Annotated in this window: 9 protein-coding genes; 1 reads left to right on the top strand and 8 read right to left on the bottom strand. The window is 64.3% G+C overall.

Annotated features, from left to right (window positions below; translation table 11 throughout):
• Nucleotides 1-336: 336 nt before the first annotated feature.
• From AC1PLU_RS03940 to AC1PLU_RS03925, 4 genes are all read right to left on the bottom strand, one after another.
• Entirely contained in the window at nucleotides 337-2,496 is a 2,160-nt protein-coding gene (locus AC1PLU_RS03940) for a carboxy terminal-processing peptidase (RefSeq protein ID WP_481108462.1), read from the bottom strand.
• A 256-nt stretch (nucleotides 2,497-2,752) separates the two neighbouring features.
• Nucleotides 2,753-3,766 carry a lipoyl synthase gene (gene lipA, locus AC1PLU_RS03935; protein WP_023905152.1) on the bottom strand — a complete coding sequence of 338 codons (1,014 nt, stop codon included), beginning with the start codon at nucleotides 3,764-3,766 and terminating at the stop codon, nucleotides 2,753-2,755.
• Nucleotides 3,767-3,781: 15 nt separating this feature from the next.
• Nucleotides 3,782-4,480: a lipoyl(octanoyl) transferase LipB gene (gene lipB / locus AC1PLU_RS03930; protein WP_115037729.1), complete on the bottom strand. Its 699-nt coding sequence runs from the start codon at nucleotides 4,478-4,480 to the stop codon at nucleotides 3,782-3,784.
• The gene (locus tag AC1PLU_RS03925; RefSeq protein WP_006449336.1) at nucleotides 4,468-4,746 is read right to left on the bottom strand and encodes a YbeD family protein; all 279 of its coding nucleotides are present in this window, start codon (nucleotides 4,744-4,746) and stop codon (nucleotides 4,468-4,470) included. The genes lipB and AC1PLU_RS03925 overlap by 13 nt, the downstream gene beginning before the upstream one ends.
• A 273-nt stretch (nucleotides 4,747-5,019) precedes the next feature.
• Here AC1PLU_RS03925 and AC1PLU_RS03920 point away from each other — a divergent pair, with 273 nt between their 5' ends.
• A complete protein-coding gene (locus tag AC1PLU_RS03920) occupies nucleotides 5,020-6,081 on the top strand; it encodes a lipid A deacylase LpxR family protein (protein WP_074058294.1) in 1,062 nt (353 codons plus the stop codon).
• Nucleotides 6,082-6,218: 137 nt separating this feature from the next.
• On the opposite strand, the gene AC1PLU_RS03915 is transcribed toward AC1PLU_RS03920, so the two are convergent.
• From AC1PLU_RS03915 to AC1PLU_RS03900, 4 genes are all read right to left on the bottom strand, one after another.
• Entirely contained in the window at nucleotides 6,219-7,424 is a 1,206-nt protein-coding gene (locus AC1PLU_RS03915; protein WP_074058295.1) for a D-alanyl-D-alanine carboxypeptidase family protein, read from the bottom strand.
• A 286-nt stretch (nucleotides 7,425-7,710) separates the two neighbouring features.
• Nucleotides 7,711-9,111 carry a septal ring lytic transglycosylase RlpA family protein gene (locus tag AC1PLU_RS03910; RefSeq protein WP_481107763.1) on the bottom strand — a complete coding sequence of 467 codons (1,401 nt, stop codon included), beginning with the start codon at nucleotides 9,109-9,111 and terminating at the stop codon, nucleotides 7,711-7,713.
• Nucleotides 9,108-10,247 (bottom strand): lytic murein transglycosylase B, encoded by a 1,140-nt coding sequence (gene mltB, locus AC1PLU_RS03905; RefSeq protein ID WP_481107762.1) that lies wholly within the window; start codon nucleotides 10,245-10,247, stop codon nucleotides 9,108-9,110. The genes AC1PLU_RS03910 and mltB overlap by 4 nt, the downstream gene beginning before the upstream one ends.
• A 289-nt stretch (nucleotides 10,248-10,536) precedes the next feature.
• Nucleotides 10,537-11,943 (bottom strand): glycoside hydrolase family 28 protein, encoded by a 1,407-nt coding sequence (locus AC1PLU_RS03900; protein WP_481107761.1) that lies wholly within the window; start codon nucleotides 11,941-11,943, stop codon nucleotides 10,537-10,539.
• Between the last annotated feature and the right edge of the window lie 397 nt (nucleotides 11,944-12,340).

The raw sequence follows: 12,340 nt of genomic DNA, 5'->3' as shown, positions 1-12,340 counted from the left end.
ACTGAAGGGGATGTTGGTAACGGCGGAGATTTGCTCGGATCGAAAGGAGCCGATCAGGTTGCCCGCCATCGGACGCCCGCGCAGGCACCGCTCGCAACCAGGCACACCGACTATCTCCACTGGTCCTTGCCCGCCCACCGTCGCGGGACCTTACGCGGCATGGATGCCGCGTAAGAGCCTACACGGACGTACTTGCGGCGTGTCCCGCGACGGTGGGCGGGCAAGGGCCCTGCAGCAAAACCACAGGTCATCCGCTCTCAGAGCCGCTCTTAGTCGGCATCAAAAAAAAGCCACCGCATGCGGTGGCTTTTTTGCACTACAAACAACCCAAGACGATCAATCAGCCCAACGCCCCGGCGCAGTCGACTGCGGCAGCACCTGAGCCGATAACGGCTGGTCCTGCGACAGCAGACCCAGCGCGTCGGCAATGATCGCAGCCGATTCGTGCAACAACGGATCCGGACGCTTTTCTGCGGCCTTTTCGCGCGCGGTGTCCTTGACGATGTCGCGCTCGTTGCCGGTCAGGCCGTCGTCGCTGTCCTCGGCAAGCGGGTCCAGCGGCAGGCCCAGCTGCTTGCGCACCTGCTGACGATTCTTGCGCTGCTGATCCTGCTTCTGACGCTCGGCAACGCGCTCGGCTTCGTTCAACGAGATGAACTTCTTGGCCTTCTCATCGCGGAACTGCTTGACGTCTTCTTCCCACCACTGGAATTCCTTGTCGGTGGCGATACGCGCGGTATGCAGGCCTTGCAACTTGGGCAACAGCGGCGCGAAGTTGCCGTACTGGGTATGCGGCGCGGCGGCGATGCGTGTCCACGGCAGCGCGTTGTCGTAGGTGCTCTCACCGAACTCGGTGGCATCCACGCTGGCCGGGAATGCGATGTCCGGCACCACGCCCTTGTGCTGAGTACTGGAACCACTGACGCGGAAGAACTGCGCAATCGTCAGCTTGACCTGACCATAGCGCTGACCTTCGGCAGCCGGCCAACGATCAAGATCAACGATGTTCTGCACCGTGCCCTTGCCGAAGCTGGTCTCGCCGATCACCAACCCGCGGCCGTAGTCCTGGATGGCGCCGGCAAAGATCTCCGATGCCGATGCCGAACCGCGATTGATCAACACGCCCAGCGGGCCGTCCCATGCCACCTTGGGATCGCTGTCGCCGTTGACGGTGACGCGGCCGCCGGATTCGCGCACCTGCACCACCGGGCCTTGCTGGATGAACAGGCCGGTGAGCTCGATGGCTTCGTCCAGCGAACCGCCGCCGTTATTACGCAGGTCCAGCACCACACCGTCGACCTTGTCGGTCTTGAAGCCGGCCAGCAGCTTGGCCACATCGCGCGTTGCCGAGGCATAGTCGGCCGCATTACGACGACGGCCTTCGAAATCCTGATAGAAGCCCGGCAACTTGATGATGCCGATACGCCGTTCCGGCTCGCTGCCCTTGGCCGGCAGCATAATGGTCTCGCCCTTGGCGGCCTGCTCGGCCAGACGCACCTTCTGCCGGGTCAGCGTCACGGTGCGGTGCTTGCCGTCGATACCCGACTCGGCCGGAATGTATTCCAGGCGTACCTGGGTGTCCTTGCTGCCGCGAATCTTGGCGACCACATCGTCGATGCGCCAGCCGATCACATCCTCGATCGCGCCATTCTTGGCCTGGCCCACGCCAACGATACGATCGCCCGGCTTGAGCGTGCCATCCACGGCCGCCGGACCACCCGGGATCACCTCGCGGATCACCACCATGTCGTCCTGCTTCTGCAGCTGCGCGCCGATGCCTTCCAGCGACAGCGACATCTGCTGATTGAAGGTCTCGGCGGTGCGCGGGGTGAAGTAATCGGTGTGCGGATCGACCGCATTAGTATAAGCGTTGACGAAGAACTGGAACACATCTTCGCCCTTCAACTGCTTGACCGAATCGGCCAGCGAGACATAACGCTTGTCCAGCGTCTTGCGAATGTCGTCAGGCTTCTTGCCGGCCAGCTTGAGGCGCAGCCAATCGTTCATCACCGACTGCCGCCACAGCACGTCCAGCTGCTTGTCGTCTGCCGCCCACGGCACGTCCTTGCGGTCGTACTCGAACTTGTCGGTGCCAGAGAAATCGAAGTCCTGCTTGAGCAAATCGCGCGCGTACTTGACCCGCTGATCGACGCGCTTCTTGTAGACCGAAAACACCTGGAACGCCGGCTCCAGATTACCGCCACGCAGCGCATCGCCAACGCCAGTCTGCAACGGCGCGAAGCTATCGATGTCGGCCTGGGTGAAGAACTGTTTGCTGCCGTCCAGCGTTTCCAGATAGCGCTTGAAGACGTCCTTGGACATCGCCTCGTCCAGCGTGCGCGGGCGGTAGGCATAGCGGCTGTCGGAGAGCAGACCGTAGACCAGCTTGGTCGCGGTGGCCTGGTCGGGCGTGGCTGCCGCCGGCAACGCCGTATCGGCGCGTGCGAGCAATGCCATCGGAGTAGTCAACACCAGCGCCAGCAGGCCGGCCTTCATGGACGTAGAAACGTTGTAGGTCATCGAATGGCTCTCGGCACGGGGCCGATGAAAGGAAGGCGGTGAACGGATCAGACAGCATGACAGTGCCGAAAGTTGCTGGCCTTGTCATCCGCTGCTGAATCAGCCTAGCGCCGGGCCTGTAGCGGATTGTGAACGCGGCCGTACCCTGCAGCCAACTGCGCATGGGCCGGATACCACACGGCCCCGCGCTGAGCGCAGGGCCGTGTGGCTTGCTCGACTGCCAGTGCTGACCTCAGGCCGCAACGCCAGCGCCAGCTGCCTGCCGGTCGGCGTGATACGACGAGCGCACCATCGGCCCGGAGGCGACATGGCTGAAGCCCAGCGCGTTGCCGTAGTCTTCCAGCGCCTTGTACTCCTCCGGCGTCCAGTAACGCATCACCGGGTGATGGTGTGGCGTCGGCTGCAGATACTGGCCGATGGTGATCATGTCCACATCGTGCGCACGCAGGTCGCGCAAGGTGGCCTGCACCTGCTCCATCGTCTCGCCCAGGCCCAGCATGATGCCGGACTTGGTGGCGATGGACGGGTGCTGCGCCTTGAAGCGCTGCAGCAAGGTCAGCGACCACTGGTAATCGGCACCGGGGCGCACGTTCGGATACAGGTCCGGCACGGTTTCGATGTTGTGGTTGAACACGTCAGGCGGGCTCAGCGCCAGAATCTCCAGCGCGCGGTCCATGCGGCCCTTGCCACGGAAATCCGGGGTCAGGATCTCGATGCGGGTCTTGGGTGAACTGACCCGAATGGCCGAAATGCAGTCGACGAAGTGCTGGGCACCGCCATCGCGCAGATCGTCGCGATCCACGCTGGTCACCACCACGTACTTCAGGCCCATATCGGCCACGGTGGTCGCCAGGCTGGCCGGCTCGCTGGCGTCCGGCGGCTTGGGCCGGCCGTGCGCTACATCGCAGAACGAGCAGCGCCGCGTGCACACCTCGCCCAGGATCATGAAGGTCGCAGTGCCGTGGCTGAAGCACTCGTGGATGTTCGGGCAGCTGGCTTCTTCGCAGACCGTGACCAGGCGGTTTTCGCGCAGCTTGGCCTTGAGGTTCTGCACCGCGTTGCCGGACGGAATCCGCACGCGAATCCAAGAAGGCTTGCGCAGCACCGGCGCATCGACGAACTGCACCGGCGAGCGATTGATCTTGTCGCCACCGATCTGCTTGACGCCTGTCTGCAGCGGCGCAGGCGCGGCGGTGTCGCCGGAGACGACCTGCAAGGGGATGGAACGGGCGATAGGCTGGGTCATGGCAATAACGGGCGCTCAGGCCGGAAGCGAAAGGTCGGGCAATGCGGAAACAGGCTGCAACACGAGACCGAACTGGCGCGCCAGCTGATCGAGCAGCACCGCCTTGACTGCGTCCATCCCGGAAGGGCCGCCCAAGTCTAGCACCGAGGTCACTTGCAGGCCCTGGTAGCCACACGGGTTGATGCGGTGGAACGGCTCCAGATCCATCGCCACGTTGAACGACAGACCGTGGAAGGTGCAGCCGCGCCGCACCCGGATCCCGAGCGCGGCGATCTTGGCCCCGCCCACGTACACGCCGGGCGCGCCATCGCGGCGCTCGGCGACGATGTTCCATTCGTCCAGGGTGTCGATCAACGCCTGCTCGATCTTGCACACGTAATCGCGCACGCCGATCTTGAGCCGGCGCAGGTCCAGCAGCGGATAGACCACCAACTGGCCGGGGCCGTGATAGGTGACCTGGCCACCGCGATCGACGTGCAGCACCGGGATGTCGCCGGCTGCCAACACGTGCTCGGGTTTGCCGGCCTGGCCCAGCGTAAACACCGGCGCATGCTCGACCACCCACACCTCGTCGGCGGTGTGCTCATTGCGCGCATCGGTGAAACGCTGCATCGCACGCCATACCGGCGCGTAGTCCTGGCGGCCGAGATCGCGCAGTTGTGCCGGCAGGATCGGAACCGATGCCAGCACAGGCTCGGCCGCTACAGCGTCCACTTCACTTCCGGGTGTTCGCGCAGCGCCTGATGGGCGGCATCGAACTGCGCCCGGTCCTCTGCGCGAAAGCCGATCCGGATGGACACGTATTTGCCGGTGGACGAGTGCTTCCAGCTGATGCTTTCTTCCAGCAACTCGACGCCAGTCGCGGCGAGCAGACGCGGAAGCTCGGTTTCCAGCCCGCGTTCGGCCGCGCCCATGGCGGTGAGCTCGAAGGTGCCGGGAAACTGGAAGCCGTGATCGGGGTTGTCGGAGCTGATTTCCATCCGCCCATTATCGGGCCGCTGGCGGGCAAACCCAAGCCTTCAGCTGTCGAACTGATGAGCTTGTTGCTGCCAACAGCCAGGTGAGCGGCCCCAACGTTTTAGCAAAACACTGCCATTACAGTCCCGGACCAAACACATCTACTTGCTGGTGATAGTTCTCTACAGGACAGCACAGGCAGAGAATGCTCCAGCTCCCGGCACATTCACGCGGCGCAGCAGCGGCCGCAGGCACCTTTGCCGAACACCGTCCTTTCCTACCTTTCCAGGCCCTCCATGCTTCGACCGCGCGCGTTGTCTGCTGCCCTGCTGCTTTCTCTCACCGGGCTGTCGATGCCGGCCCTAGCGGCTGATCAATGCGACTCCAGCAGGCTGGGACGGACCCCGCCGGCGGTGAATTTCCGGGTCGACAACGATTTGTTCGGCGGGGAGGATCAGGACCAGGGCTATTCCAATGGCGCGGTGCTGACGCTGGTGTCGCCCAACCTGGTCGACTACACCGACGACCCCTGCCTGCCGCGCACCGCGCGCTGGGTCAACGGTTATCTGGAACGTCTGCATCCGGGCGAGTTCGACCAGCAGAACATGGTGTTCTCGATTGGCCAGGGAATTTTCACCCCGACCGATTCCACCCGGCGCGATGTGATTCCCGACGATCGCCCGTATGCGGGCATCCTGCTGGCGAGCTTCGGCTACAACGCGCGCAACGATGCGCACCTGCGCACGACCCAGTTGCAGATCGGCGTGGTCGGCCCGTGGGCGTTTGCGCAGGAAGCGCAGGATGCGATCCACGATGCGCTGGGCGATGAGAAATTCCAGGGCTGGGACAATCAGCTGCACAACGAGCCGTTGATCAATCTGGTGCACGAGCGCATGCGCCGCTGGCCGGGCGATGCGGCGGTCAATGCAGACGGCTTCGGTTGGGATTTCATTTCGCACTGGGGCGGCGCGGTCGGCAACATGGCCACGCACCTGAATGCCGGCGGCGAAGCGCGCTTTGGCTGGAAGCTGCCGGACGATTTCGGCAGCACACCGACCCGGCCAGCTGGCGAAAACACCGCGCCCAGCCGTCTGGGACGTGCCAGCGGCTGGTCGGGACACCTGTTCGTGACCACCGATGCACGCTGGGTGCTGCGCGACATCACCCTGGACGGCAACACCTTCCGCAGCAGCCACAGCGTAGACAAGCGCGCGTTCGTCGGCGACGTGGGCTACGGCCTGGCGGTGATGTACGGCCGCTGGAAATTCGCCATCGCCCGCTATCACCGCACCCGCGAATTCGATACCCAGCGCGAGACGCCGGTGTATGGCAGTTTCACGATCAGCCGGATGCTTTAAGGGCTGGGATTCGGGATTGGGGATTGGAGATTCGTAAGAGCGGGCTGCTGGTGCTTCGCTCCTGCTCTCGCCTTTGCCAATCCCGAATCTCCAATCCCCGCAAAGAAAAAGCCGGCGAAAGCCGGCTTTTTCTTTGCTCACTCAGATTCCCACCACATCCAGAACGCATCCCAGAGGCGCTTGAAGAACCCGCCTTCTTCGACGGCGTTGATCGCCACCAGCGGGGCCTGGGCGATGATCTTGCCGTCCAGGCTGACCTTGACGGTGCCGATCTGCTGTCCCTTCTTGATCGGGGCCTGCAGGTTCTTGGCCACTTCCATGCTGGGCTTGAGGTCGTTGTAGCGACCGCGTTGCAGGCTGACCAGCAGCGGTTGGGCCACGCCCAGCTGCACTTCGTCCTGCTCACCCTTCCACACCTTCTGCTTGGTCACGACCTTGCCGGGCGCGTACAGGCTGTGGGTCTCGAAGAAGCGGAAGCCCCAGTTGAGCAGTGCCAGGCTGTCGTCGGCACGCTGGCGCTCGGACGAATCGCCCATCACCACCGCCACCAGGCGCTGATCGCCGCGCTTGGCCGAGCTCAGCAGGCAATAGCCGGCTTCGGAGGTGTGGCCGGTCTTGATGCCGTCCACCGCCGGGTCGCGCCACAACAGCAGATTGCGGTTGTTCTGCTTGATGGTGCCGACCTGGAATTCCTTGATCTTGTTGTAGGCGTAGGTCTCCGGGTAATCGCGCACCATCGCGCGGCCCAGCATGGCCAGATCGTAGGCGGTGGAGTGATGGCCTTCGGCGCTCAGACCGTGCGCGTTGACGAAGTACGAATCCTTCATGCCGATCTTGGCGGCGTAGCTGTTCATCAGCGAGGCGAAGGCCTCTTCGCTGCCGGCGACATGCTCGGCCAGGGCGATCGCGGCGTCGTTGCCGGACTGGATCGCCATGCCCTTTTCCATATCTTCCAGACGCGCGGTCTGGTTGACCGGGAAGCCGCTGTAGCTGCCGTCGGTGCCGGCGCCGCCCTCGCGCCAGGCGCGCTCGCTCATCATGACCTGGTCGTCGCGCTTGACCTTGCCGTTCTTGATCTCGGCAGCGACCACGTAGGAGGTCATCACCTTGGTGATGCTGGCCGGCGCCAGCTGCTGGTGGATGTTTTCACCGGCCAGCACCTGCCCGGTGGCGTAATCCATCAGGATCCAGGACTTGGACACGGCCGGCGCCGGTGCGGGCGGAACCGGCACGGCGGCCGGCGCAGCAGCCACTGCGGGAGTCGGCTGCGGCGCAGGTGTCTGGGCGCAGACCAGGCCGAAGGCGAACGTGGCCACGACAGCGGCGGCGAAGCGGAATTTCATTGAAGAACGACTCCTGACGGGCCCGAAGGCTGGGTAATGCGAAATTGTAAGGTGCGATGGCGATCTAGGCGACGCGCCGCAGGGCATGCACGCTTGCAGAGTTCAGTGTTGTCGTAACCGTGCGGGCCGAGAGTGGCTGCAGCAGCGCGCGTCGGGATCGAGCGAGGCAGACGACGCTGCATCCAGAGTGAGCGAGTGGACCAGCCGATTCCGTGCGCCAACCCTGCCGGCCGCGCCAGTCGACGAGTGGGCGGCTGGCTCGATCGCTACGCTTAAAACGCAACGCTTAATTGGCAACGATTTGCGGGCGCCCGAAACCCAGCCCGGCAATGCGCTGGGCGATTTCCGAGGCATTGGCGTGGTCGCGTGCGTTGACGCGCAAGCGCCACAGGGTGCGCCCGCCACTGACGATGTCGCTGACGCTGGCACCGGCGATGCCGGCCGAGGCCAGCTGCGACAGCGCGCGATTGGCGTTTTCGCGACTGGCGAAGCTGGCGACCTGCAACAGGATGTCGCCGAGTGCGGTCTCGGCAACGCTGGGTGCCTTGGCAGGCACCGGTTCGGGCTTGGTCGCACGTAGCGGCGCGCTGCCTGCAGGCTTGACCACCGCGACCGCAACCGGTGCGGCAGGCGCAGGCGTCGATGCCGTGGCCGATGCCGGCCGCGGCGCAACCGCTGCCGGCTTGCCGGTCGCAACACGCACGCCCTGCGACTTCATCCACGCATCGAAATTGTCCGGATTGCCCGGCTGGCGCGAATCGGCCACGTGATAGCGCCAACGCTCACCTGCCGCAGTGACCGGCGCGGCGGCGATCGATGTCGCCACGGGTACGGCACCCGAACTTGCCGCCACCGCGCGCGGAGCAACCGTGCCGTTGGGCAGACGCTGCACCAGACCATCGATCTGGCTGCCGCCCGAGGCCGGCCGCGCTGCGGCAACGCCGGTAGCGACAGGTGCTACGCCATTGCGGCGCTTGGCCAGCAGATTGCCGTTGTCGGCTTCGGTCAGGCCGCGCACTTCGACATTGCCGGTGCCCTTGCCGGTGATGCCCAGCTTCACCGCAGCGGCGTAGCTCAGATCGATCACGCGGCCATCGTGGAACGGACCGCGGTCGTTGACGCGCACCACCACCGAGTCGCCGGTGTCGGTATTGGTCACCAGCGCGAAGCTGGGCAGCGGCAAGGTCTTGTGCGCGGCGGTGAAGGCGTACATGTCGTAGACCTCCTTGTTGGAGGTCAGCCGGCCGTGGAATTTGCTGCCGTAATACGAGGCGGTGCCGCGTTCGACATAGTCGCCGGGGTTGTCCATCACCACGTAGCGCTTGCCCAGCACTTCATACGGCGAGCGATTGCCCACCGCCGAGCGCGGCTCGTTGCTGACCAGCGGCTCGGGAATGCAGGCCACGTTGGGCACATGGTCCGGGGTGGTGTCCTTGACGCCAGGTTTGTACAGGCCGCCGGCGGTGTAATCGCCACGCGTGGAAGGATCTTCCTTCGCTGCCGCATACGGCGAGCTCGACGGGCATCCGGTGGCGACATACGCCGGCCCCTTGCCTTCGACCTTGACGCCCTTGATCGCGCCGCTGCCTGCGCTGCCCGAGCTCTTCTTCGGTGCACTGCTACAGGCCGCCAGGCCGAGCATCAGCGCCATCGGGATCAGCCACTTGGGGCCTGTCATGCTGTTCATGCCGGGGGTAACTCCTTGCCGGCGATGGCCTCGGACAGCTGGAACACGGCCATCGCGTACATCTTGGAAATGTTGTATCGGGTGATCGCGTAGAAATTCTGGAAGCCCAGCCAGTACTGCTTGCCGTTGGCATCGTCCAGGGTGATCGGCGTCGCCGTGCTGCCGGCCACGACCGGCGCATTCGGGTGATAGCCACGCGCGGACAGATCGGACAGCGTGTACACCGGCGACCAGTCGGTGGGATTGAATTCCTCGTGGCCGGCGGCCAGCGTGGCCGGTACCGCGACCTGACCGCCGCGCACCCAGCCGCCCTTCTTGACGAAGTAATTGGCGACCGAGGCGAACACGTCGTTGTGGTCGGTGAACAGATTGCGCTTGCCGTCGGCATCGCCATCCACCGCGAACTGGCGGTAGCTGGACGGCATGAACTGGCCCATGCCCATCGCGCCGGCATAGCTGCCGATCAGCGTGGTGACATCGAGTTGCTCTTCCTTGCCGAGCGCGAACAGCTGGCCGAGTTCATCGCGGAAGAACAGCTCGCGACGCACTTCGCGTTCGAGCTTGGCCGGGTCGCCGCTGCGCGGATAACGGAATGCCAGCGTGTACAGCGCATCCAGCACGCGATACTTGCCGGCGTTGCTGCCATAGCTGGTTTCCACCCCGATGATGGCCACGATCACCTGTGCCGGCACGCCGGTGGCCGCTTCGACCTTGCTCAGTTCGGCGCGATGCTCGGCCAGGAACTTGCGGCCGCCATCGATGCGCGCCTGGGTGATGAACATCGGGCGGTATTCGTTCCACGGCTTGACCCGCTCGGCCGGGCGCGACATCGCAGTAACGATGGCGTCCTTGAATTGCGCCTGCGCCAGCACCGCTTCGATCTGGGCGGCGTCGAGGCCGTACTTGGCGGCGGTGTCGCGCACGAAATTGGCACGCGCGATCTCGAACGGCACCGGGGTCAGGTCCACCGGCGGCAGCGCGGGCGCTTCGGCGGCAGCACTGACGGGCGCGGCCGGCGCACTCGGCGGCTTGGCCGGGGGCGCGCTAGCGGCCGGCGGCGGGGTCGGAGGACTGGGCTGGGTCGCGCAGGCGACAAGGCCGAGGGTGAGCAGGCAGGTCAGGGTGCGTCGAATCATCGGCCGAGAGTAACAGAGACCAGATGAACTTCTGGCAATAAGACCATGAAACGAAAGAGCTTTAGCCGAAGTCAAGGCATGCCGCAGCATTGGCACAAGCTCGCAGGACGCTCAGCTGCAGGGCGCAGCACAAAAAAAACCTCCATGCAGGCCCGGATGTGTCCGCTGCGATGGCATCGGGGATTCCCCCCAGTCCCCACGATGCAGCACCTCTCGGCGCTGCATCGTTTTTTGCGAGCAACATTTGAAAAAATCAGGCGCAGCCGAAACGCCGGCCACGCCCGATCGATCACAGTTCCGGGAAACGCGGTGCCGTCGAGCAGGTCGGGATCGCGCCACTCAGTTGCACGGGGGCGGTAGTGACGCCGGCGCCCAACTTTTCGGCGGTCAGGTCGCTGTTGACCAACCCGATCTGCGCATTGCTGGCAGTGACGGCAGTGTTGCCTGTCGCAAGATTGGCCAGCACCAGATCCAGCGGCGTTTGCGCATCAAAGCCCTTCAGGATCCAGCCCTTGCCCTTGAGGCCAACATCGCCCGTGGTACGCAAGCCGTTGACCACGATCTCCTTGAAGCTGGGCTTGGTCCCGCCACCACCTGTCGAATAGAACGGGTTGATCACCAGCGGGCTGGTCACCCCGAACAGGCAGATGTTGCGATAGGTGATCAGGCTGACCGGGCCGCCCTTGACGATGCTGGTCTTGATACGCAGCCCGTTGTTGTCGGTGCTGCGGTTGCCGGCATCGTCGGTGGCGGTGATGGCGTTGTTTTCGATCAGCACATTGTTGACCCCGGACATCACTTCGCTGCCGATCGAGATGCCGTGGGTGCCGTAACAGCGGTTGTCGCGCACGCTGATGTTGCCGGACTTGGAGGCAATGGTCTTGATCGCCACGCAGTCGTCGCCGCCCATCACATCGTTATCGACCAGGCTGGCGTTGACCACGCTGTCCAGGTCCAGACCATCGGTGTTGGGGCTGGTGGCCGGCGACTTCACCCGCACGCCCCAGATGGTCAGGCCATCGACGATATGCGCGAAGAAATGGAAGTACGCCGCATTGATCAGATTGACGTTGTAGAGGGTGAAGGTGTTGGAGTTCTGCACCTTGATCAGGTCCGGGCTGTTCTGCACCTGGCCTGCGTTCTTGGCGTTTTCGCCGAATTCCCACCAGGTGGTGTTCTTGCCGAGCATGGGCAGATCGCCGCGGCCGTCGATGGTGCCCTGGCGCCCGCCGGTACGCACACCCATCACGCCCGACTTGAGGCCCTTGACGCTGATCAACGGCAGACACCCACCGCTCTTGGCACCGGCAGTGCCGCAGCCGCTGCCGTAGTCGGCCGGATTGCGCGAGCCGTACAGGGTGACGCCCTGATCGATGACCAAGGTGACGCCGGTGGGAATCGACAGCGGCCCGCTGAGAAACGCAGTGCCGGTGCCGGCCTTGAGCAGCACGCTGCCGTTTTTGCCGGTACAGGCGGTCAGTGCGGCCTGGATGGTTTTGGTATCCGGCGGCGCACTTTCCGATGCAGCGTCAAACAGGCGTCCACTCGGCGTGTGGCTGGCACTCACCGGCTGGCAAGTGGCAGGAATCGCCGGCTCGGAGACAGCGCGCGTATCGCCGGTTGCAAGGTTGATGGCGCCGGCTTGTGCGGCGAGCGTAAGACAGACACCGCCGATGGCGGCGGTTAGCAATTTCATGAAGAAGATCACCTGAGAGAGGAATGGCGCGTGCCTGCTGAAGCAACGCGACCCGGCCGCGGCAAACTCAGCGGCGTGACGGACTCTACGGAGCAATCACAGCACATGCGCAAGGCAAGCGAACCCGGAACCGCGCGAACGAAGCGGCACCGCGACGGTGTGTCGGCATTGCAACGCAGCGCGCAGAACGGTGCGCGATTTGCGAAGCGTCAGCTGCGTGACATGTGCGTGTCGCATGCAGCGCGCCGTGCTTAAAGCGAACAACAAAATCACTCGAACGCTGTAGCGATGGCGGCAACGTGTTAGCCACACGCACCTTGTTGACGCGTGCAGCGATGTCGGGATAGCAGTGACTCGCTCGTATCGAAAGGAGCTGCTCAGACCGCACCTCATCGAA

This window comes from Xanthomonas sp. NCPPB 2933, from assembly GCF_056725225.1.
Note: the sequence above shows the minus strand (reverse complement) of the source record. Positions and strands in the feature narration are given on the sequence as shown.

Excerpts from the sequence above, each read along its gene's own strand:
- AC1PLU_RS03900 (WP_481107761.1), bottom strand. The coding sequence starts at position 11,943 with ATGAAATTGCTAACCGCCGCCATCGGCGGTGTCTGTCTTACGCTCGCC.
- AC1PLU_RS03940 (WP_481108462.1), bottom strand. The coding sequence starts at position 2,496 with ATGAAGGCCGGCCTGCTGGCGCTGGTGTTGACTACTCCGATGGCATTG.
- AC1PLU_RS03925 (WP_006449336.1), bottom strand. The coding sequence starts at position 4,746 with ATGGAAATCAGCTCCGACAACCCCGATCACGGCTTCCAGTTTCCCGGC.
- mltB (WP_481107762.1), bottom strand. The coding sequence starts at position 10,247 with ATGATTCGACGCACCCTGACCTGCCTGCTCACCCTCGGCCTTGTCGCC.
- AC1PLU_RS03910 (WP_481107763.1), bottom strand. The coding sequence starts at position 9,111 with ATGAACAGCATGACAGGCCCCAAGTGGCTGATCCCGATGGCGCTGATG.
- AC1PLU_RS03920 (WP_074058294.1), top strand. The coding sequence starts at position 5,020 with ATGCTTCGACCGCGCGCGTTGTCTGCTGCCCTGCTGCTTTCTCTCACC.
- AC1PLU_RS03915 (WP_074058295.1), bottom strand. The coding sequence starts at position 7,424 with ATGAAATTCCGCTTCGCCGCCGCTGTCGTGGCCACGTTCGCCTTCGGC.
- lipA (WP_023905152.1), bottom strand. The coding sequence starts at position 3,766 with ATGACCCAGCCTATCGCCCGTTCCATCCCCTTGCAGGTCGTCTCCGGC.